A 23514-nucleotide genomic window follows, 5' to 3' on the forward strand; every position below is an offset into this window, starting at 1 on the left:
CTTTATCTGCTCCGGTGTTTTATCGCGCAGCCTTCGCTGCCCGTGCCGCGTGCAGCTTCTTATAGCTCTCAATGAGGCGCAGGTGCTTGTCTAAGCCTTCTAACTGCATGTTCGTGGGAGTGAGGCCATGAAAGCGAATATCGCCGTTCACAGAGCCTACCACGGCGTCCATAACGGATGTGCCGTACATACGTTGAAAACTGGCTAAGTAATCCTCAAGCGAAAGATCGTCACTGAGAACTACCTCTAATACTGCATGCACCGCTCGGTAAAACAGGACCCGCTCGACCGTATTGTCGTTGTACTGTAGGAAGCTCTCGACAAATTCGTAGGCGGCTTCATGCTCTTGTAAGGCAAGACAGATTAACAATTTCAGTTCGAGGATCGTTAATTGGCCCCATACGGTGTTCTCGTCAAACTCAACGCCTATGAGCGTGATAATATCAGTGTAATTATCCAGCTGGCTTTCTTCTAAACGATTTAACAGATCGGCAAGTGCGTCATCGCTTAGCCGGTGCAGGTTGAGAATATCTTCACGGTAGTCGAGGGCAACATTGGTATTATCCCAAATCAAATCTTCCACAGGGTACACTTCCGAATAACCAGGCACGAGAATGCGACAGACTGGCGCGCCAAGATCCTCATGGACGGTCATATACACTTCTTTGCCCATATCTGCCAAGATCGCAAACAAAGTGTCAGCTTCCGCTTGATTGGTTCCAGAGAAATCCCACTCATGGAATGGGTAATCCGCCTTTGCGCTAAAAAAGCGCCAGGAAATCACCCCGGTAGAATCGATAAAGTGTTCAACGAAATTATTCGGCTCGGTTACTGCCATCGAGTTAAACGTTGGTAATGGGATATCGTTTAAGCCTTCAAAGCTCCGTCCTTGTAACAATTCTGTAAGACTACGTTCTAAGGCAACTTGTAAACTTGGATGGGCGCCAAACGACGCAAATACACCGCCGGTACGCGGGTTCATCAGGGTAACGCAGGCAACTGGGAACTGGCCACCAAGAGAAGCGTCTTTCACATACACAGGAAAGCCTTGAGCCTCCAATGCCGCAATGGCTTCTACTAAGTCTGGATACTTGGCAAGAACGTCAGCAGGCACATCGGGAAGCGTGATTTCTTCTTCGATAATGCGCTTTTTTACGGCCCGTTCAAAAATTTCCGACAGGCATTGTACTTGCGCCTCAGCTAATGTGTTTCCGGCACTCATCCCGTTACTGAGAAATAAATTTTCAATTAAGTTGGATGGAAAATAGACGGTTTCACCGTCGGATTGACGGACATAAGGCAGGGCACAGATACCCCGTTTCCGATTACCGGAGTTAGTATCAATCAAATGGGAGCCGCGCAGCTCGCCTTCTGGGTCGTATATCTCCCGACAATAGGTGTCTAAAAGTCCGTCGGGTAAGGCATCGTCTGGGCTCAGTTGGAACCATTGTTCAGTTGGATAATGTACAAAGTCACTGGTGCTAATTTCCTCTCCAAAGAACTGGTCATTGTAGAAGAAGTTACAACTTAAGCGCTCGATAAATTCACCCAGGGCAGAGCAGAGTGCGCTTTCTTTGGTAGCGCCTTTGCCATTGGTGAAACACATGGGGGAGGCGGCATCGCGAATATGTAATGACCAAACGTGCGGTACTATATTGCGCCAAGATGCGATCTCAATCTTCATCCCCAAGTCCGCGAGAATAGCGGTCATATTTGCAATGGTTTGCTCAAGGGGGAGATCTTTACCCGGAATATAAGTAGCGGTTCCTTCAGGAGGCTTGGCAAGTAATAGCGCTTGGGCGTCTTGGTCGAGGTTTTCAACGGTCTCAATCTGAAAATCGGGCCCGGTTTGCACGACTTTTTTTACCGTACAGCGGTCGATTGACCGTAAAATGCCTTCACGATCCCGCTCGGAAATCGATTCAGGCAGTTCGACCTGAATTTTAAAAATCTGGTTATAGCGGTTTTCGGGATCAACGATATTGTTTTGCGATAAGCGAATATTCTCGGTAGGAATATCTCGTGCTACACAATACACCTTCACGAAATAAGCCGCACAGAGTGCAGATGAGGCGAGAAAATAATCAAAGGGGCTTGGAGCAGAGCCATCGCCTTTGTAACGAATGGGTTGGTCGGTAATGACCGTAAAATCGTCAAACTTAGCTTCTAAGCGAAGGTTGTCGAGAAAATTGACTTTAATTTCCATGCACAGGGTACCGAGGTTAGGCAGTCGGATGATATGCCGTATTGTACCTTGTTTTGGTGGATTAATCTGCGGCTCACATGGAAACTCTTGGTTCCTGTGAGCCGCCTATGTCTCTGGTTAATGATGAGGATAGAGGGGCGGCAGAGTTTGCTCCTGTTCGGTACCTTGGTGTCTGTGAACTCGTGTTAGCGTGGCCCATAGTGCTTTGCCACCGATCCACGGCGTTTTCTCTGGGCTGTACAACGAGGCTTCAAGTTGTTGCAGTGATTCATTGAGTTCCTCGGATTGCACACTTTGCGCAATCGCAGCGAGTCCTGCCGCGGGGCGCCCAGTGCGCGCTTGATGCCAAGCATAAAGGGCAGACTTACAGGCGGCGGCGTCATTGTTTTGGCAAGCATTTTTAACGGCCTGTAATGCGCCACGGGCTGCAACAGGTACTGTAGATGCTGAATCCGTTGATTGTTTACGTTGACGCAGGCGCAGGAGCGCCCAACCTAATGTCACCAGCCAAAGTAGGAAACAGAGGCCCGTGAGTAACCACCATTGATATGGTAACGGTGCGGGCGCCGAGATTGGTACGGGATCCAGGCTTTGTGTTTGCTCCCGTGTCGAAGGTGCTTGTTCGGGCGCTTCGGGTGTTTGCCCCGATAACTCCGACACATCTACATTGCCCGGAGGCAAAATGCCTCCGGGGGGCGCGATGACACGAACCGTGCGCTCGGGTAATTCTGCATACTCAAGCTGGTCTGTCTGCGTATTCCACCAAGGAATTCGGATCGCGGGAAGCGTGAACTCGCCAGCGTGCGCTGGAATAATCGCAGCGCTGTACTGCGCTCGAGCGACCGGTCCTCCGCGTAACACCCGCATTTCCGTTTGACCACGGTCGGGGTATACGCGCAATGCCTGAGGGTACTCAATAGTTATACCCGGCAACTGCTCTGGGCGAACTCCAGCTGCGGTGAAGGTGACAGTACGGGTGATTGGTTCGCCAAGTGTCCATAGGGTTTCATTTGGATCCCATTGTTCTTCCAGCAACACATGTTCACTCGGCAACCAATGGCCCGTGAAATTACTTGGGCGCGGGCGCACGTTCAGATCAAGCGCATCCGAGCGTGCTGAAATTGATTCAAGGCGCCCAAAGGCACTAAAACCACCGCTTGGAGCGACTCGTACTTGCCCATCGAAACGAATGGGGCGAATGGAAAAATCACCACTACGGCGTGGTGTTAACAGGTAAGTGCGTGTCAATACCTGGTAACGGCGCCCATCAATAATATCTTGTGACTGACGATCTTGACCGAGTTGTTCCACATGAAAATGTTCTAGCTCGGGAAGCTGAATACTGCCGGTCTCCAGTTGCATGGCCAGAAATAGACGAACAGTGAGGCGGACTTGTTGCTGAACATAAGGTTGCTGTGTGTCTAATTCCGCCTGCAGAAAGTAATCTTCATGCTGATTGCCATCTTGGTGTTGTTCAACGACCTGCAACGGAATGGGTTGTGTCGTTGCGCCTTCAATGGTCAGTGCGGGAATTTCATAATCGCCCGCTCGTGGTGCAATTAATGTCACTCGCCACTCTGTGCTGCGAACACTTTGATTATTAATTACCGACGCTGACGAGCTCACGGCAGTGCCACGGATATCAAACCCTTGCAGAAACTGCTCAGGTTGAAAGGCATTGCGGGGAAGCCCTTGGTTTGCGGTGACTGTAAGGGTAAAGGTTTCAAACTCCAGCACGGGGTTTTTATTTATACTGGCGGTCACTTCTAAGTCTTGCGCTTGGGCAGGCAGAGTGAAGCATACAGCGATGCTTAGTATCGCCATGGTGAGCCATTGCATCCGTGTGAGTTGCCGCTGAGACTTACCTATATATCGCATTTAAAATCCTCGAGGTGGTCGTTGCATCTGCCGTCGCTGCGCTTCTCGCTGTAATCGGTTGCGCAGTATTAATGCAGGATCTTCTTCGACGCGACGAAGTAACTGTTCAAGTTCGGCGCGCTCCTCATCAGTAAGGGTGTCGTCGTCGAACAAAGATGCAGACTCTTCTTGCTTTTCCATGCCCGCATCGGTGTCGGTATCGGTTTCAGTTGTGTCAGGTTCGTCTTGGCTGGTCTCGTCGTTGCCTTGTTCATCCTGGCTGGATGAATCCTCTGTATCGTTATCCGCATCGGGATCGGCGCTGTCTTCTGGGCGCATATCCTGATTATCCTGATCTCCCTGTTGAGGCTCGTCGTTATCATCACGCTCGTCGGATGATTCGGAGTCGCCATCATCGTCGCCATGGGCATCCTGTTGGTCTCGCAACGACTTCACTAACTCGTAGTTCTCGCGTGCCTCCTGCCAATCGGGCTGCTTCGTAAGAGCGTCCTGGTAGGCAGTAAGGGCGCCCTCGAGATCACCTAATTGTGCCAAAGCGTTACCTAAGTTGTACTTATATTCGGCACCTTCTAGTTGTGCATATAGTTCTGCAGCGCGCGAGAAGTTGCCCGCTCGATAGTGGGCTTGTGCTTGATGCGCAAGGGAGTGAAAGCGTTCAGCGGCTTGCTCGTAATCCCCCATCTGTTGCAATCGTGCCCCTTGTTGGTCGGCATTGAGTAGGCTTTGTTCCAAGAGGGACAAGCGTGCGCGGGGAGCGATGTTAGTCGATGGCTCTGCTTGCTCCGTCGCATAAGCTGCCTGCGGTAGCAGCAAAGATGAGATCATCAGTATAGGGAGGCAATACAGCACACCCCGGCGCGCAGCGAACAATGCAAAGGGCAATATGAAAAGCACGACAAAGGGACCCAAATCACGCCATTGGTCGCCCTGTTCCATGGTTTCTATAAAGGCCTGCTGATCGGTTTCAGAAGCGGCGAGCAGCTGTTCGATATCCGTATTGTCTTGTTGATACGCCACATATTGACCACCGGTCATTCGGGTGATCTGCTGTAAATACGCGGGCTCTAAGCGTGGCAAAATAACCCGCCCTCGTTCGTCCCGAATCAACTCTCCATCTCGGCCTCGCACTGGCGCACCGTCTTGAGTCCCGACCGCTAACACATGAACTCGCCATGCTTTGTTTCGCAAGAAACGGCGCACGTCATCCATATCGCGGTTACTAATACCACCGGTAAACCAATAGATGTCGCCCTCACGGTAGCCTGCGGCGGACAGCAGACGATCTGCTTCTTCAAATCCCAGTAATGGATCATGCCCCGGACTTGGCATGAGTTCGGGCTCCAATACCGTCAGGCTTTGCAGAATATTCCGACTGTCCCGGGTCAGTGGGGTCACAGTAAAGGCGTCACCGGCATAGGCGATAAGTCCTAATTGTCCGTCACCGAAGCGATTCACCAGATCTACCGCTTTAAAGCGCATTCGCGTGTGGCGATCTGGGGCAATATCTTGAGCACGGGTTTGGATACTGGCGTCGAACAACACCACGGCACCCTTATCTGCTTGAAACACGGGCACCTGTACTTGATCGATTGCAGGCCCCGCTATTCCGATAATTCCTAGTAGAAGGCTGAGCCATAAACTCAATGGTGCCATCCAGCTCCTTCTGCGCGAACTAGCTTTGTATAATTGAGCGGCGAGGTGGCCTGCGATCAGGGGACGAGATTCGCTCCGCCGTTGTGCGCGTCGCCACAGGTATGGTGTGAAAACCAACAAGGGAATCAATAACAATAGCCACAGCGGACGCAACCAATATACGCCAAAGGTTAGGAGCTCCATAAACGCCCCCTTAGCTGCTGTGGTGATGGCAGCAACATCAACAACCATACAATCAATGCAAGGATGAGAGGGTAGTGAACGAGGCTGCGTTGGGGGCGCAGGTATTGGTCGTCGCTGGCGATAGGCTCGAGTCGATCGATGAGTTCATAAATGCGTTCCATTTCCTCAGTGCTGCGTGCACGAAAATATTCACCCCCAGTAGCTCGAGCAACTTCATTCAAAAAAATCTCATCTAGGTCAGCACTTGGGTTAAGTCGGCGCTCGCCAAAGATTCCGCGCACAGTGACTTCATCCGAGCCAATCCCAATCGTGTGAATTTTCACATCGTGGCTTTTCGCCAGTTGAATCGCTTGCTCTGCATTAATTTGCCCCGTGTTGATCATGCCATCGGTGAGCATCAATACGACTCGTTCTTTGCTATCGCGCTCAACGAAATAACGAATTGATAAGGCAATGGCATCGCCTAAGGCAGTGCGTTGTCCGGCGAGTCCAATAAATGCCTCTTCCGCCATGGTTGCCACGGTTTCGAGATCGCTGGTGATAGGAACGTAAACGTGCGCGGAATCTGCATATACGATCAGGCCGATACGATCGCCGCTACGGCGCCGAATAAAGTCAGCCAAGATGGCGTGAGCCGCTTCTAAGCGAGTAACTGTGCGACCATTGAGCTCCATGTCGTCCATTTGCATGGAGCCCGATAAATCTAATGCAATCATTATCTCGCGTGCTTCAGGGTTAAGCGCAATAGGCTCACCAACCCAGCGGGGGTGTGCTGCGGCACTCACAAGCGCAATCCATATGAGACTCGGTAATAACCAACGGCTCCACTGTGCGCTGTTCTGCTTAGTAGGCTCTGGAGCAAGGTAACGGGCCTGCGGCATCCAGATGGCAGCGGCGGTACGCTGAATTCTCGGAAGCAGAAAACGTACTAGGATCGGTAGTGGGAGCAGCCAAAACAACCAGGGCCAAGCGAACTCAAACATCGGCGCCCCCTTTGTATAACCAGCGAGTTTGGGCGGCCCATTGCTGCATGAGAGCTTGGTATCTACGCACCGACTCTTCGTTATTGGACTGATACAACCGGTCGCTAAAAGCGCGTAACTGCGTTTGAAAATTATTGGAGTTTCCATTGGGCCCAGTGTTGACAAGAAAGTCGATCCAGTCTTTGCCATGAAGCTGGTTTATTTCGAGAGGCACCTGAGCCATGCGCAGGCCTCGTTTAACGGTGCTATTGATCGCACTTAAACTTTCGTGGGGACGTTGCAACTCAGCTAATACCAAACGTCGTGGGCGGGCGCGTGCATAGGCCCGAAAGCATGATCGGATAATTAAGCATAACCCAACGACGCATAGGCAAATAAGTACCCACCAACCCCAGGCAAGAGGCCACCACCCGACGTCACCGGCGGCAACAATATCATGCAGTTGATCAAGGGGATTCATGAGCGTACCTCATGCCATTGTTGTGCAGCCGGCAATGCAGAACTGATGGTATGTGTTGGAATACCCGCTTGCTGTAACAGTTGTAAGCGTTGCGCGCGCCAAAATTGGGCGCGCTGCTGCCACTCTTTGCGATAGCCTTCGTCATTGAGCAGCGCTTGGCGCTGGCGCTCTCCGTCAAAAAATTGGATATCGGCGGTTAAGGCCGGAGGTAACGCAAGTTCCAACGGATCGTCGACTAAGATTGCGGTGACCGCATGATGACGACGTAAACCTCGAAGCAAACTTAAGGTGTCGTCGTTAAGATCGGAGAAGTCGCTGATCAAAACCACATCTGCACCGGGTCGGCATAGTGAATGAAGGCGTTGGATTTGTTTGCTCAATGGTTGCACAGGCGCATATTTAGCATAGGTTTGTGGACGTTCAGGGTGCATTGCGATCAGTTGCTTTAATAACATCAGGGCGCCATGTTGACGACTTTGAGGGCGCACTTCTACGTGGGACGCGGCATTAAAAATCAATCCGCCTATACGATCGCCTCGTTGAATCGCGTGCCAACATATACCCGCTGCAACATGAGCCGCTTGTACTGACTTATATAATAGTTCGGAGCCAAACAGCATGCTTTGGCTGTAGTCAACACAGACAAACACCGGCCTTTCGGTTTCTTCCCGAAATAGCTTGGTGTGGGTTTTACCGGTACGGGCGGTGACTCGCCAATCGATCGCGCGAATATCGTCGCCCGCTTGGTAATGGCGTACTTCATCGAATTCCATACCACGCCCACGAAAGCGGCTTAATTTATTGCCGCTTTGTTGCACCGTGCCCTGACGTTTCGGCATAGGTAGCGGCAATGGTCGCGCCCGGTATGCGAGCAATTCAGGCATGCTCGGCTGCACACCGCTGACCTGATGAGTAGCTAGCCACTCTTGCGCTGAAAATTTCGTTACTTTTGCGGGGCTCGACATCACTTAAAACCTTTCATTGCACGGCTATGGCGCGGGTACACACTGCAAAATACGGTCGATGACCTGATCCTTTTGAATACCGTCGGCTTCAGCTTCGTAGCTTAATATCAGGCGGTGACGCAAAACATTATGGAGGAGGGCACTGACATCTCCAGGGGTCACATAGTCTCGTGACATTAACCATGCCTTGGCCCGTGCACAGCGATCCAACGCGATAGTGGCGCGAGGGCTCGCGCCGATAGAAATCCAGTGCGCCAACTCCTCGTCATAATCCGCAGGGTGACGGGTGGCCATAATTAACGCGACAAGGTACGCTTCAACCGCCGGATCCATGTGTAACCTGAGGAGATCTTTGCGGGCTGAAAGTATCGATGCTTGCGATACTGGGTTGTCCATTGACGACTCACCCTCTAATCGTTCACTTCGCGTTAAGGTAAGGATTTCTTGTTCAGTCGCGGCATCGGGATAGCCAAGCGACAGATGTAACAGAAAGCGATCCAGTTGTGCTTCTGGTAGTGGGTAGGTACCTTCCTGCTCAATCGGGTTTTGGGTTGCCATCACTGTATAAAGAGCTGGTAAAGGGTAGGTGCTGCGGCCAACGGTGATTTGTCGTTCCGCCATCGCTTCAAGTAATGCCGATTGTACTTTTGCAGGTGCGCGATTGATTTCATCGGCCAATACCAGATTGTGAAAAAGAGGCCCTTGTTGAAACACAAACTCGCCGGTTTCCGGGCGATAGATATCTGTTCCAGTGAGGTCGGCAGGCAGCAGATCAGGGGTAAATTGGATACGATGGAAGTTACCTTCGATCCCTTTGGCTAGCGCTTGAACCGCACGGGTTTTGGCAAGGCCTGGGGGCCCTTCAACAAGTAAGTGACCATCCGCCAATATAGCGATTAAGAGATGTTCAACTAAGCTCGGTTGTCCGAGTACCTGCGTGTTCAAGTAGTCCTGAAGTTGCCTAAATGCGACCGCTGCGGCCATAACTACCCCTTATAATAATTGATGAATTGGCTTCTGGCGTATCGCCACCCTGCTAGAAAATGGCGTCCTAATGGACCCTTCGCCGGCACCTGAGTTCCCTGCAACGCCCTATTTTGCGACAACATGCGCGGTATTGCGATATATGGAGGTTTTATAGTGAAAAGACAAGGTATCACGTCTGCTTGGCCCATGTGCGGGTGATTGGATCAACTATACTAGGAAACAATCATCTTAACGCTATGGTTTTATTTTTCTATAAATCTCAGTAGAATCGAGAGTCATTCGTGGTCAGACCACTAACAGGTAGGGGATATATATGTCAGCTCCAGGGCAAAGTTTGCGGACCCCACAGGGTGATCGCATAGCGATTGTTGCAGGCTTACGGACACCATTTGCAAAGCAAGCAAGTTTCTTTCACGGCGTACCCGCATTGGATATGGGTGCCATGGTGGTGCAGGAATTAATTCAGAAAACCGGCTTGGATCCTAATCTCGTTGAACAGCTCGTGTTCGGACAGGTCGTGCAAATGCCGGAAGCGCCAAATATTGCGCGAGAAATCGTGTTGGCAACCAGTCTGCCGGTGAGTACTGATGCATACAGTGTGAGTCGGGCCTGCGCCACGAGTTTCCAATCCACTGTGAGTGTTGCAGAAGCCATGCTTGCAGGTAGTATTTCCGTCGGTATTGCTGGCGGTTCGGATTCCTCGTCGGTGCTCCCGATTGGCGTATCAAAAACATTAGCCCGCGCACTTGTTGACCTCAATAAAGCGCGGAGCCTTGGTCAGCGATTGAATATTTTAAAGCGATTGCGCTTTAAAGATTTATTACCCGTGCCACCCGCGGTAGCAGAATACTCAACCGGGTTGTCAATGGGGCAAACCGCAGAACAAATGGCAAAGTCGCATGGTATTTCTCGTGCGGATCAAGATAAATTGGCTCATCGTTCTCACCAATTGGCGCATCAGGCTTGGGAAAAAGGGTTACTGAGCGACGAAGTCATGGTCGCCCATGTGTCACCATATAAAGAGTATCTGGAGCGTGACAACAACATTCGTGAGAACTCAGAATTAGCGGGCTATGCTAAGTTACGCCCAGCCTTTGATAAAAAGCATGGTAGCGTTACCGCAGCGAATGCAACCCCCCTCACTGATGGTGCCGCTGCGATTTTATTGATGACGGAGAGTCGAGCGAAGGAGCTTGGTTACACGCCTCTTGGATATATTCGCAGCTATGCTTTCTCAGCGATTGATGTGCATGAAGATATGCTGATGGGCCCGTCTTACGCGACACCAATTGCACTGGATCGTGCAGGCATGAAGCTCAGTGATTTAGATTTGATCGATATGCATGAAGCCTTTGCTGCGCAAACGTTAGCGAATATGAAGATGTTCGCGAGTCAAAAGTTTGCGAAAGAAAAACTGAATCGTTCGGAAGCGATTGGCGAAATCGATGAGTCGAAATTCAATGTGTTGGGCGGCTCTATCGCCTATGGTCATCCCTTTGCCGCAACAGGAGCGCGCATGCTCACGCAAACTTTACGTGAGCTACAACGCCGCGGTGGCGGTACCGCACTAACAACGGCCTGCGCTGCAGGTGGCTTAGGTGCTGCAGTAATAGTGGAGACTGAATAATGACGAATAGCGCAAATAATGCATTTACGTTAGACATTCGCGATGATGGGATTGGCGTCGTTACTATCGATGTGCCTGGCGAATCCATGAATACTTTGAAATCGACCTTCGCTGATGAAGTGGCGGATCTTATGGAGCGTGTCGAAGGGGATAGCAAGCTGAAAGGACTGGTTTTTATCAGTGGTAAACCCAGCTCCTTTGTTGCTGGCGCGGATATTCGCATGATTAGCGAATGTGAAACTGCCGCAGATGCGGAGAGTTTAGCGCGCCAAGGTCAGGCCTTGTTTGACCGCCTTGAGAGTTTAAAAATTCCGGTTGTCGCTGCGATTCATGGACCAGCTTTGGGCGGAGGATTAGAACTCGCCCTTGCGTGCCACGTGCGGGTCGTGAGTGATTCGCCAAAAACAGTGTTGGGCTTGCCGGAAGTGCAGTTAGGTTTATTGCCAGGTTCAGGTGGCACCCAACGTTTGCCCCGTTTGGTGGGTGTGCAGCAGGCACTGACCATGATGCTCACAGGCAAGCAACTGCGGCCGAAACAGGCGTTGAAGCTGGGTTTAGCCGATGAAATTGTGCCGCAAAGTATCTTATTGGAAGCCGCGGTAAAACAGGCATTGAAAGGCAAGCCGAAAAAGCGCAAACCAAAGCTCAACCTGATAGGTAAAGTGTTGGAAGGGCCATTAAGCGGCGTACTATTTAGCAAAGCGAGAGAGCAAGCGCAGAAAAAAGCCCACGGCAACTACCCTGCTATCGATAAAATTATCGATACTGTAAAACATGGGATGAGCAAGGGCATGCAGGCGGGATTAGAGTATGAAGCGCGCTGCTTTGGCGAGCTTGCGATGACCGAAGAATCGTATCAATTGCGCAATATTTTCTTTGCCACCACAGAGATTAAGAAAGAAACAGGTGCAGATGGTGTTAAACCTGAGAAAGTGAAGAAAGCCGGGGTTCTGGGTGGTGGATTAATGGGAGGTGGGATCGCGCACGTAACTATTAGTAAAGCCAAAGTGCCCGTGCGCCTTAAGGATATCAACCATGATGGCATCAAAAATGCGCTGGCGTATCACGCCAAGCTACTCGAGCCTAAGCTGAAGCGCAAAATTATGCGTAAGGCAGAAGTGCAGCGGGATATGTTAATGCTCTCTGGAAGTCTTGATTATAGTGGCTTTAATGATACGGATATTGTGGTTGAAGCTGTGTTTGAAGATCTCAATCTAAAACAGCAAATGGTATCGGATATTGAAACCCATGCGGGTTCTCACACGATTTTTGCGACCAATACGAGCTCTTTGCCCATCACTAAAATCGCGGCAAAAGCCCAACGACCTGAGCAAGTGATCGGACTGCATTACTTTTCACCGGTTGAAAAAATGCCGCTGGCGGAAATTATTACGCATCCAGGAACCTCAAAAGAAACCATTGCGACCACAGTTGAGTTTGCTAAGAAGCAAGGCAAAACACCAATTGTGGTAAAAGATGGAGCCGGGTTCTATGTGAATCGTATTTTGGCGCCCTATATGAACGAAGCCGCGCGCATGCTGCTTGCCGGGGAGCCGATTGAAGCCTTAGATAAGAACCTAGTGAAATTTGGATTTCCTGTGGGTCCTATCACCTTACTCGATGAGGTTGGCATCGATGTAGCGGCGAAGGTTGCGCCTATCTTAGCGGAAGAATTAGGCGAGCGTTTCCGCGCACCAGATGCTTTTAGTAAACTCCTCGACGACGGCCGCAAGGGGCGAAAGACTAAGAAGGGCTTCTATCGCTATGATAAAAAGACCAAGGGTAAGCAAGTGGATACCAGTGTGTATGGCTTGTTTGGAATTACCCCTGAAAGCAAGCTAAGTAGCGCAGACATGGCAGAGCGCTGCGTGCTCCCGATGTTGAATGAAGCAGCCTGGTGTTTGCAAGACGGTATTATTCGTTCTGCTCGGGATGGAGATATTGGCGCTATCTTTGGTATTGGCTTCCCGCCATTCCGCGGTGGTCCGTTCCGCTATATGGACAGCTTAGGCGTCGCCCACATCGTTGAGCGCTTGCAGCATTACGCTAAAACCGAAGGTGATCGCTTTAAGCCGTGTCAATTACTGGTAGATATGGCCGCAGAGAAGCAGCGTTTCTACGATTAACACGCGCGCTAAGTTGCTGAATAAAAGCGCTGGAAGGTCAACAAAATGTTGGCTCCAGTGCTTTTTTTATAACACCCATCAACATGAATACAGACCATGAAATAGTTATAATTCGCGCATCCATTTAGTGATTATGAGAGACCCTCTGGAGAGCGTTGTGCTGGTATTTTTCCTTTTGAGTCTGTTGTTCTCTGTATTTTTCTATGTTCAAGCGTGGAAGTCTGGCATGGGTCCGCGACGTTGGGCCGCGTTTGGATTGGTGTTTGGTCCCTTATTGTTACCGATGTTCCGCACACATCAGCGGATGGTCTTGATCAAGGCAGTTGGTTTAGGCGGGATGTGCTTTCGCGCATGAGCATTGCAGGCTATGGCGTATTGCGCGTAGAACGCATCACCATGGCATGTGGCGCGTCTACTAAACGCAAGCGGGCAAAGTTGACGAATTCATTTTTTTCCAGTGCATGCACCTGTTGCGAAATGCGGTCGGCAAGCCCAAACTCACCTTGATTATTAATTATTGAACTCCACATACGCTGTGCTCTGGCGCGCAAGCCCACTGATTTTTCACCCAGATGCGTGAGGATGGCATGTTTCGCTTTTCCCCATGCCAGATCATCTAGTGCCTCTAAATCACTCACGAATTCCTGCGTAAAGTCTGTCATCGCTGCGCTCAGTTGCTCCGCATCGTGACTCGGACTTTGAATGTAGCAAAGCAGCCCCGGTAACCCATGCATAGGGACGTAACTCGACCCGACCAAGTATCCCAGTTGCCGTTCGGTGCGCAATTCATTGAAGAAGCGTGGGGATAATAATTGGTTGAGCATCAGAAAGCCGGCTTTCTCTGCAAGATCGGTAGTTCTACCTTGATAAAACCAAGCACAGGCGTGGTCTGTGTGGGCACTATAAAACGCTGCTTCAACCACACCTTCCTCAAGGCGGCTAACATGACGAGATACTTTTGCTTTCGGTTTCGCGATAACGGGAAAGTTTTCGCTCACCCAATGGGCTAGGCTTTTCGCAGTCGTTGCTTCACTATCACCATAAATATACAGGATGGCTTGGGCATCGCGCAGCATGCCAGGTAATAGGTTGAGGTAGTGCTCATAATCGAGGTCGGCAACGCTATCGGCTAATTGCTGTGCAGTATAAGCACCATACTGGAGCTTATGATGGAGCATTGAAAATAAGTAATTAATAGGCTTGTGTTGATGCATGGACTCCCAGTTACGTCGCATGTGATCTCGGGCCGTATAGAATTGCTCGGGGCTTGGTCGAAGCGTTGCTAAGGTAGTCATTAAATCTTTAAATAAGTCGGGCTGGCGGTCTGAAAAACCCGCAATATGCAGCGTTAAGCCAGCACCCTGAGTGTATAAATTAAAGTGAATGCCGGCGATTTCGGCATCATAAAATTTTTCATTCAACACATCCTGACCAAGCTCACACCACATTCGGCTAATCGCATGATTTCGTGCACTGGCATTGGATAATGGCAACTGCAACGATAAGTACATGTGCGAATGGGGTACCGCAAGCTCTGTTTCTTGCAGATGCCAAAGGCGAACCCCTGGCGACTTTGTATATAGCGTTGGCAGAGGTGTAGTTGACGTATCCGCCTCTTCCTGTTTTGTCGCTGTCAGTGCAAGGGGATCCAATCGTTCAGGAATATAGGGGTTGCGATTGGGTACAGTAAAGCAGACATCACTGATATTCCGCTGATACTGCGCGAGCTGATCTGGCCGGATAGGCGTTGTCGAATATTCGGCATGATAATACTGGGTACGTCGACTAACAGGAACACTTTGGTGGATTACTGTCACGCGGCAACGTTCCGGTGTCATTTTTTGGAGCAGCCCAAGTGCAAAATCCATATGCAATCCATCCATACGGAAATCACCGCTAATCACATGCTCAGGTTGGTAATGAAGCATATTAATTGAGAGCTGGGAGGCAAGGTCAACCGGGCGTATGCTCTCTGGGAAACGATATGCGAGCCCCACCATTTTTTGCCGCTCCGCGTAAAGCGTTTCTTGTAAACCTTGTTGGCGCACTGTACGAATAAACTGAAAACAGGCCTGTAAGATAGCGTCGATCTTCATCATGCCAGCGTCGGTTAACTGTAGATTTAGCGTGAAATCTTTAAAGTTATAGCCACTCATGCCACCACCGGCGGAAAGCTCGGTAATCCATAATTGCTGGCGTAACCAATGACACAAACTACCTGGGCCTTCATAGCCAAGCAAATGAGCAATAAAGGAGGTGGTTTTATGCAAGTAGTCTTGATTAATTTCAGGTAACGGAAAGGTAATGATTAAGCGACTGGCTTGTTTGATCGGGCGCACGTAAATAAATTGCCCAAGCTGATCGGGCTGATACATGGGCACGTCTGGAAGTTCAGACCGAGTGGACTCCGATTGCCGTGAAGCAAAATCATGAAACGAACTTTCGGCTAGTGCCGCCAATGTATCTAAAGACTGTGGCCCCACTAAGACCAGAGCACTGTATTGGGGTTGATAATGGGTTTGGTAATAGGATTGTAGTCGTTCTCGAATGCTTACCTCTGGCTGGTCGGCTAAGGTTTGCGCGTTACCTACAGAAAACTTGGCAAACGGATGGTCTTGATTGGCAGTCGTTTTATGTACTTCATACAAACGGCGAAGTTCGTCTTTCTTTTTTAGGCGATATTCTGCTTCAATGGATTGGCGTTCTTTTTCAACCCACGCGGGGTCGAAACGAGGCTCGTGGAGGAGCGAGTGGAATCGCTCTAACCCTTCTGCAAAAGCATCCGCATGTACGGAAAAGTAGAAGTTACTGTGTTCAGTACCCGTCCAAGCGTTGTAATGACCGCCATGCTGTTGCACAAATTGCCCGAATGCTTCTGGATCAGGCCAGCGCTCGGAGCCGAGAAATAGAATATGTTCAAGGAAATGAGCGACACCGGGAGCATCGTCGGGATCATGAAAATGTCCCGCATTGACTGCAAACGACGCAGCGCTATGCTGCGCATCAGGCATGTGGACAAGCAACACAGGGAAGTTGTTCGGCAACCAAATCCAACGATACTGTTGTTCATCGTGGGGACTTGAATCCGGTGTGAAAGTGCTGCGCGCTTGGCTCATGCTTAGTGCCTATTGCCTCATATATTCGCTGTCTGCGAAATAGCGTCGCAGCACGTTACCTGTGCCTGAGGGAAACCCCTCCTCCATAGGACCATCTAGTCGTCCAATGGCGTGTAGAAATCCTCTGGCGTATCAAAGTCACCGCTCAAACGAGCGACTAAGTCATTCTCGAAATAAACAGTTAGCTGGCGTGATGTTACAGAACCGCGACCCGGCTTCAACCGAAACACGTAATGCCATTCGCCAGAGCGATATGCGTTCTCTGCAACCGGTGAGCCGAGTACGAAGCGTACTTGCTCTTTGGTCATGCCGATACGCAACTGATCAATGTCTTGTTGCTCCATATAATTGCCTTGCGGAATATCAATCTTATAAACCAAAGGATCGAAAACCGCGCAATTTGTTAGTGCGAATGCAAGTGCTAAAGCCGTAATAATTCTCATAGATAAACCGAGTATCTCAAATTCAGAGTTAAATCTTAGCGTAAAAGGGCCCCCGGACACCAGACGTCCGAGGCTTTTATTGGTCTTTTATGTGTAAGAAAAGTTCCGCTTAACCGGCAAGAAGTTCCCGAGCGTTAGCCATGGCGTGCTCTGTAATGGTATCGCCACCTAGAAGACGCGCCAATTCTTGTACCCGATGGGTGTCACTTAACGACTCCATAGTGGTCAGTGTTTTCCCATCGTGCTTGAGTTTCTTCACAAATAATTGCTGATGTGCCCGTGCGGCGACCTGAGGAAGGTGGGTAACACACAGGACTTGGTTCTGTTCACCTAGGGAGCGCAGTAGCTTGCCTACCGTAGCCGCAGTAGGGCCACTCACGCCGACATCAACCTCATCAAAAATCAATGTTGGGAGATTGCCATTTCCAGCGGTGAGCACCTGAATGGCCAAGCTGATTCGTGACAGTTCGCCACCGGAGGCGACTTTTTGAATAGGTTGCAATGGCTGCCCGGCATTGGCGCTGACTAGGAATTGGATAAAATCTTGGCCTTGAGCGCTGTGGTGTTCATCGATGTCAGACTCAATTCGCACTACAAACTCGCCATCTGGAATATTCAGCTCATGAAGGCTGCGAGTAACTTGCACTTCAAGTTTTTCGGCTGCGCTACGACGACTTTGGGTTAATGCTTGAGCTGCTTTTTCATAGGCCTGCCAGGCGCTATTGATATCCGGTGTAAGATTGGCAAGCCGAGATTCTGAGGCAGTAATTTCAGACAGCTCTTGCTTCAATTGTTGATGAATCTGTGCCAATTCACTTGGCGCCGATTGATGTTTTTTCGCGAGTTGCAATGTTTGCGATAGGCGTTTTTCACACTGATCGAGGGCTTCGGGATCCAATTCGACCCCGTCGTGATAGTGGCGCAGCTCATGCACCGCTTCTTCGACTTGCACAGACGCCGATTCTAATAATTCTAAGACGGGAGCCAATCGCTCATCGAGACTCAAACTATGCTCTAATCGTTGCTTCACCGCTTGAATTAAATGGTAGGCATTATTGTGTTCACCATCGTAGAGGGTGCCCAAGCTAAATTGAGCGTCGTCGACCAAGGTCGACGCATTGGCGAGTCGCTTATGATCGCTTTCCAATTGCTCGTACTCTTCCGCCGTGGGTGCAAAATCATCGAGCTCGCCAACTTGGTATTCAAGCAATTGGCGGCGCGCATTTTCTTGCTCTACCCGTTGTTGCAAATCACGTTGCTCACGAATCAGATGCCGCCAGCGTTGAAATGCGGTTCGAGTGGCATCAAGGAGTGGGGCGTGGTCAGCGAACTGATCGAGTAACTGGATTTGATAATCGGTTTTCATCAACAAATGATGTTCGTGCTGCCCATGCAAACTAATGAGCATGCGGCCCAATTCCTTCAGTGTACCCACAGGAACAACGGCACCATTCACAAAGGCCTTGGAACGACCCTCCGCGGAAATTGTGCGCCGAATAATGCAATTATCTTCGTTGTCTTGGGCGTCGTCGAGGAGGAGGTCGTGTTCATCGAGCCATTGCAACACATGGGGCAATTGATGCACACAGAAGCTCGCGGTGATCTCTGCTTTGCTTGCACCAGGCCTAACCATATGGCTTTCTGATCGGGCACCCAAGCATAAACTGAGTGCATCCAATGCAATAGACTTCCCGGCACCGGTTTCACCGGTAATAGCCGTCATGCCTTTTTGAAAATCAATATCAAGATGATCGACGATAGCAAACTGACGAATGTTAAGTTGAGTCAGCATAGTGCCTCCAGCCTTCCATAAACGAATTGCGATACTGTTTATCTATACAGTAAATATACAGTGTTTATCCAGTAGCGCAATATGTTGTATGAAAAAAAGTCAGAAGAGGCGACTTCCCCAATTTAATTTGTTGCGCAGTACGTGATAGTAATTGTACGTGAGCGGATGAATTAGCCGTAAGCGTTGCGCTTGTCGGCGAATATTAATTTCACTGCCTGGGGTGACCGATAACTTAATGTGACCATCACAACTGATGTGGAGGGGTTCGTCGTCGGGACCCACTTTAATACTGATTTCACTGTCGCCAGGTACCACAATAGGGCGACTACTCAGGGAATGCGGAAACATCGGAACTAAGGTAATGGCATCGAGCTCTGGGGTAAGAATGGGTCCTCCAGCGGAAAGTGAATACGCAGTTGAACCTGTTGGTGTAGCGATAATCAAGCCGTCAGAACGCTGACTAAATACAAACTGCTGATCGACGCTTACTTCAAACTCCAGCATATGAGCCACTTGGTCGGAGTGCAATACAACCTCATTCATGGCATTGCCGTGGGATTGGTTACCTTGCTCGTCGGTTACGATGGCATCTAACAAGAAGCGATATTCTGTGCGGTAGTGACCGTGCAATACTTCGATAATTTGCTGAACTGCATTGTCTGGGGCTACGTCGGTTAAAAAGCCTAAATTACCTCGGTTCACGCCAATGACTGCAATATCATGCTGACTCAAGGTACGGGCAGCGCCAAGCATACGACCGTCGCCGCCAATCACAATGGCAACATCTGCACGTTGTCCTAGCGACGCTAAGCTACAACGCTCAACGTTGATGGGCGAGGCACAGTCTGGGGAGGCGCTCTCAAGTAGCAGCGAAAACCCATGATCATGCAATGCCACTATGAGCGCTTGCAGGGTTTCCGTGGCAGAGTCCGATTCATTGCGACACAGTAGACCCACCACGGAAAATGCTTTCGTGGACAGATCTTTTTGTTCTGGTTGCGAATGAGGCTGAGTAGCCATGGGCGGCTCCAATTAATATCAGTGTGTTAAAGCTACGGAGTTTCGCGAAATAGATCAATAAGCCAAAAGCTGAAAATTTTTTCTTGAATTCAGTTGGAATGCCCCCATATCCCTTCGCAACGGTTAATCATTGCGTCCGGTATAAATGAAATCGGACTGAAACGATGGAGCATGGCATGAGTAAGCAACGCCAAACAGATGAATCTCAGGTGCAAAGCGAACAGGAAAACCAAGCGGCAACTGATGAGCAAGTAGAACAACAGACGCAAGAGACGGAACAGGTTGCCGAGGGTGCTGAAGCTGCAGCGGATGAGGCTCAGGGCGATGAACGGGTCGCTGAACTTGAGCGAAAGCTCTCGGTATTGGCCCACGACCTCGCCCAAGAGAAAGACAAAGCATTGCGGGTTGCTGCTGACGCCGAGAATGCAAAGCGTCGTGCAGCTCTGGAAGTAGAGAAAGCGCGCAACTTTGCACTCGAGAAATTTGCTGGCGAACTATTGTCGGTGATCGATAACCTCGAGCGGGCATTGCAAACCATCGACAAGGAAGATGAAGCCCAAGCAAAAATTGCTGAGGGCATCGAAATGACCCACAAAGGCTTTATTAGCACCATCGAGAAATTTGGTATGGAAGTGCTCGACCCACAAGGGCAGCCGTTTAATCCGCAACTCCATGAAGCCATGGGTATGCAGGAACACGCTGAACTCCCACCAAACACGGTGCTGTACGTGATGCAGAAAGGTTACTTGTTAAATGGACGGCTGTTGCGTCCTGCCATGGTGATGGTCACCAAAGCAGCGAGTGCATAAGCGAAAAAGACCACAAAGTTTCTATTGAAATCATCTTGGGGTGTCCCCATATCCATGACATCCCGGCAACAAATTGAAAGGTTTGGAGAACGACATGGGCAAAATTATTGGTATCGATTTAGGCACAACGAATTCATGTGTCGCAATTATGGACGGCGATAAGCCACGCGTTATTGAGAACGCTGAAGGCGATCGCACAACACCTTCTGTAGTCGCATTTGCCGACGATGGTGAAATACTGGTAGGTGCGCCGGCGAAACGTCAGGCAGTTACCAACCCGCAAAACACACTGTATGCGATTAAGCGTTTGATCGGTCGCCGCTTCGAAGACGAAGAAGTACAGCGCGATATCGGCATTATGCCTTTTGGTATTAAAAAGGCAGATAACGGCGATGCTTGGGTTGAAGTAAAGGGTGAGAAAAAAGCACCACCACAAATCTCTGCTGAAGTTCTCAAAAAAATGAAGAAAACTGCAGAAGATTATTTGGGTGAAAAAGTGACGGAAGCGGTCATTACCGTTCCGGCATACTTTAACGATGCCCAGCGTCAAGCAACGAAAGATGCAGGCCGCATTGCAGGTCTCGACGTTAAACGTATTATCAACGAGCCAACTGCGGCAGCGCTTGCTTACGGTATGGACCGTAAGAAAGGCGATAACGTGATTGCTGTGTATGACCTCGGTGGCGGTACCTTCGATATTTCTATCATTGAGATCGATGAAGTAGATGGCGAGCATACGTTTGAGGTACTGGCGACCAACGGTGATACACATCTCGGTGGTGAAGACTTTGATAACCGCGTCATTAATTACTTGGTGGAGCAGTTTAACAAAGACCAAGGTATCGACCTGCGTAAAGATCCATTGGCGATGCAACGCTTAAAAGAAGCGGGTGAGAAAGCCAAGATCGAATTGTCTTCAGCGCAGCAAACCGAAGTGAACTTGCCGTATATCACGGCAGACGCCTCTGGTCCTAAGCACATGGCCATTAAACTAACGCGCTCGAAGTTAGAGTCGTTAGTTGAAGATATGGTGAAGAAAACGCTAGAGCCGGTGAAGCAAGCCCTTGCTGATGCTGGTTTAAAAGTAAATGATGTAAACGACATCATTCTGGTGGGTGGTCAAACCCGGATGCCAAAAGTGCAGCAAATTGTTGCTGATTTCTTTGGCAAAGAAGCGCGTAAAGATGTCAACCCAGACGAAGCGGTTGCAGTAGGTGCGGCGGTACAGGCCGGTGTTCTGCAAGGCGACGTGAAAGACGTATTGCTATTGGATGTGTGCCCGTTATCACTTGGAATCGAAACCATGGGTGGCGTGATGACGTCGCTGATTGAGAAAAACACGACTATTCCAACGAAGAAGTCGCAAACTTTCTCAACTGCCGACGACAATCAAGCCGCGGTAACGATTCACGTATTGCAAGGTGAGCGTAAACGTTCTTCTGACAACAAGTCGTTAGGGCAATTTAACCTTGAAGGAATTCGTCCTGCGCCGCGCGGTGTACCGCAAATCGAAGTCACCTTTGATATTGATGCAGATGGTATCTTGCACGTATCGGCAAAAGACAAAGACACCGGCAAAGAACAGAAAATTACGATTAAAGCATCCTCGGGTTTGAGTGATGAAGAAATCGATAACATGGTACGTGACGCGGAAGCGCACGCTGAAGAAGATAAAAAGTTCGAAGAAATGGTACAGGCGCGAAACCAAGCTGATGCTCTGGTTCATGCAACCAAGAAGCAGATCGATGAAGCAGGTGACGCCTTACCAGCGGACGACAAACAAGCAATAGAGCAAGCCATTAGCGATTTGGAAGATGCGATCAAAGCCAGTGATAAAGAAGCGATTGAAGCTAAATCACAAGCGTTAATTGAGAAATCACAAAAGCTGATGGAAATTGCGCAACAACAAGCTCAGCAACAGCAGCAAGCCGGCGGCGATGACAGTGCCGCCAGCAACGCCGCAGACGATGTGGTAGACGCTGAGTTTGAAGAAGTGAAGGACGACGAGAAGAAGTAATAATTCTTGCGCGTGTAACTCCTTCAGCAGCACGGGCGTTACCGAAAGGAACGCCCGTGTATGCGTATAACGCAAAGTAAGAGATTAGAAACTTATGGCGAAAACTGATTACTACGAAGTCCTTGGGGTAAGCAAGGGTGCCGATGACCGCGAGATAAAGAAAGCCTATAAAAAGTTGGCGATGAAATATCATCCTGACCGGACCAAAGGCGATAAAGATCTCGAGATCAAGTTCAAAGAGGTAAAAGAGGCCTACGAAGTACTAAGCGATCCACAGAAGCGCCAAGTATATGATCAGTACGGTCATGATGCCTTTGATCAAGCGCGTGGTGGTCAGGGTGGTGGCGGCTTCGGTGGCGCAGATTTCTCCGATATCTTTGGCGACGTATTTGGTGATATTTTTGGCGGTGGACGCCGTGGTGGCGGTCGTCGAGCCCAGCGCGGTGCTGATTTACGCTACGACCTTGAAATGACTCTCGAGGAAGCAGTCCGTGGTAAAGACGTTGAATTGAAAATTCCACGCTTGAGCACCTGTGAAGACTGCGATGGCACGGGATCTGCGAGTAACACCCCACCGAAAACCTGCGATTACTGTCATGGCGCAGGGCAAGTACAAATGCGTCAGGGCTTTTTTGCAGTGCAGCAAACCTGTCCGAAATGTAATGGGCGCGGCACCATCATTGCCGATCCTTGCCGCAGTTGTCACGGTCATGGCCGCGTAGAGAAAACTAAAACGCTGAATGTAAAAATTCCAGCTGGTGTGGATACGGGCGACCGTGTGCGCTTAAGCGGAGAAGGTGAGGCCGGGGAGAACGGGGCACCAAGCGGTGATTTGTACGTGCAGGTTCGGGTGCGTGAGCATCAGATCTTTAAACGCGACGGTAATAACTTGTATTGCGAAGTTCCGGTAAGCTTCACTCACGCTGCCCTTGGTGGTGAAGTGGAAGTACCGACCTTGGATGGACGTGTAAAGCTGAAAATTCCTTCGGAAACTCAAACTGGACGTATGTTCCGTTTGCGTGGCAAAGGTGTGAAATCAGTACGTTCAGGTGTGGTGGGCGATTTGGTATGTAAAGCGGTCATCGAAACGCCTGTAAATCTTTCAGCAAAACAAAAAGCTTTACTCAAAGAGTTTGAAGACTCGATGGGTAGTGGCGATGAAGCTGCGAGGTATCGCCCGAAAGAACGTGGCTTTTTCGACGGCGTAAAAAAGTTTTTTGATGACCTGACCGGGTCGTAACTTCCCCCG

General features: G+C 49.9%; 16 protein-coding genes. 5 read left to right on the forward strand and 11 right to left on the reverse strand.

Translation table 11 applies throughout. The features are described from left to right. Nucleotides 1-19 precede the first annotated feature (19 nt). From FM042_RS00390 to FM042_RS00420, 7 genes are all read right to left on the reverse strand, one after another. A complete protein-coding gene (locus FM042_RS00390) occupies nt 20-2206 on the reverse strand; it encodes an OsmC domain/YcaO domain-containing protein (protein WP_143233787.1) in 2187 nt (728 codons plus the stop codon). 117 nt (nt 2207-2323) lie between these two features. Continuing rightward, the gene (locus FM042_RS00395; RefSeq protein ID WP_143233788.1) at nt 2324-4084 is read right to left on the reverse strand and encodes a BatD family protein; all 1761 of its coding nucleotides are present in this window, start codon (nt 4082-4084) and stop codon (nt 2324-2326) included. Then, nucleotides 4085-5737 (reverse strand): tetratricopeptide repeat protein, encoded by a 1653-nt coding sequence (locus FM042_RS00400; protein ID WP_185960653.1) that lies wholly within the window; start codon nt 5735-5737, stop codon nt 4085-4087. It lies immediately after the preceding gene. A 170-nt stretch (nt 5738-5907) separates the two neighbouring features. Continuing rightward, nucleotides 5908-6903 (reverse strand): VWA domain-containing protein, encoded by a 996-nt coding sequence (locus FM042_RS00405; RefSeq protein WP_143233790.1) that lies wholly within the window; start codon nt 6901-6903, stop codon nt 5908-5910. Continuing rightward, nucleotides 6896-7363: a DUF4381 domain-containing protein gene (locus FM042_RS00410; RefSeq protein WP_143233791.1), complete on the reverse strand. Its 468-nt coding sequence runs from the start codon at nt 7361-7363 to the stop codon at nt 6896-6898. Before FM042_RS00410 ends, FM042_RS00405 begins: the two co-directional genes overlap by 8 nt. Then, nucleotides 7360-8328 (reverse strand): DUF58 domain-containing protein, encoded by a 969-nt coding sequence (locus FM042_RS00415; RefSeq protein WP_143233792.1) that lies wholly within the window; start codon nt 8326-8328, stop codon nt 7360-7362. The genes FM042_RS00410 and FM042_RS00415 overlap by 4 nt, the downstream gene beginning before the upstream one ends. A gap of 24 nt (nt 8329-8352) precedes the next feature. After that, a complete protein-coding gene (locus FM042_RS00420; protein ID WP_143233793.1) occupies nt 8353-9312 on the reverse strand; it encodes an AAA family ATPase in 960 nt (319 codons plus the stop codon). 316 nt (nt 9313-9628) lie between these two features. Between FM042_RS00420 and fadI the strand changes: the two genes are divergently transcribed. Both fadI and fadJ read left to right on the forward strand, forming a co-directional pair. Next, nucleotides 9629-10942 (forward strand): acetyl-CoA C-acyltransferase FadI, encoded by a 1314-nt coding sequence (fadI, locus tag FM042_RS00425; RefSeq protein ID WP_143233794.1) that lies wholly within the window; start codon nt 9629-9631, stop codon nt 10940-10942. Further along, complete coding sequence (gene fadJ / locus FM042_RS00430) at nt 10942-13068, forward strand: fatty acid oxidation complex subunit alpha FadJ (protein ID WP_143233795.1); 2127 nt, start codon at nt 10942-10944, stop codon at nt 13066-13068. The genes fadI and fadJ overlap by 1 nt, the downstream gene beginning before the upstream one ends. A 365-nt stretch (nt 13069-13433) precedes the next feature. Here the strand turns inward: fadJ and FM042_RS00435 are convergent, their stop codons facing one another. The 4 genes from FM042_RS00435 to nadK all read right to left on the reverse strand — a co-directional run bounded on the left by FM042_RS00435 (nt 13434) and on the right by nadK (nt 19439). Continuing rightward, nucleotides 13434-16184 (reverse strand): insulinase family protein, encoded by a 2751-nt coding sequence (locus FM042_RS00435; protein ID WP_143233796.1) that lies wholly within the window; start codon nt 16182-16184, stop codon nt 13434-13436. Between the two features lie 95 nt (nt 16185-16279). Continuing rightward, complete coding sequence (locus tag FM042_RS00440; RefSeq protein ID WP_143233797.1) at nt 16280-16627, reverse strand: outer membrane protein assembly factor BamE; 348 nt, start codon at nt 16625-16627, stop codon at nt 16280-16282. A gap of 109 nt (nt 16628-16736) precedes the next feature. Next, the gene (gene recN / locus FM042_RS00445) at nt 16737-18419 is read right to left on the reverse strand and encodes a DNA repair protein RecN (RefSeq protein WP_143233798.1); all 1683 of its coding nucleotides are present in this window, start codon (nt 18417-18419) and stop codon (nt 16737-16739) included. A 99-nt stretch (nt 18420-18518) separates the two neighbouring features. Continuing rightward, the gene (nadK, locus tag FM042_RS00450; RefSeq protein WP_143233799.1) at nt 18519-19439 is read right to left on the reverse strand and encodes an NAD(+) kinase; all 921 of its coding nucleotides are present in this window, start codon (nt 19437-19439) and stop codon (nt 18519-18521) included. Nucleotides 19440-19615: 176 nt separating this feature from the next. Here nadK and grpE point away from each other — a divergent pair, with 176 nt between their 5' ends. The 3 genes from grpE (at nt 19616) to dnaJ (ending at nt 23505) form a co-directional block, all read left to right on the forward strand. Further along, on the forward strand, nt 19616-20248 hold the full coding sequence (gene grpE, locus FM042_RS00455) for a nucleotide exchange factor GrpE (protein ID WP_143233800.1): 633 nt from the start codon (nt 19616-19618) through the stop codon (nt 20246-20248). 94 nt (nt 20249-20342) lie between these two features. Beyond that, entirely contained in the window at nt 20343-22265 is a 1923-nt protein-coding gene (dnaK, locus tag FM042_RS00460) for a molecular chaperone DnaK (RefSeq protein WP_143233801.1), read from the forward strand. A gap of 94 nt (nt 22266-22359) precedes the next feature. Further along, the gene (gene dnaJ, locus FM042_RS00465) at nt 22360-23505 is read left to right on the forward strand and encodes a molecular chaperone DnaJ (RefSeq protein WP_143233802.1); all 1146 of its coding nucleotides are present in this window, start codon (nt 22360-22362) and stop codon (nt 23503-23505) included. Nucleotides 23506-23514: the final 9 nt, after the last annotated feature.

It is taken from the genome of Aliidiomarina halalkaliphila (assembly GCF_007096385.1).
GTDB classification, from domain to species: Bacteria; Pseudomonadota; Gammaproteobacteria; order Enterobacterales; family Alteromonadaceae; genus Aliidiomarina; species Aliidiomarina halalkaliphila.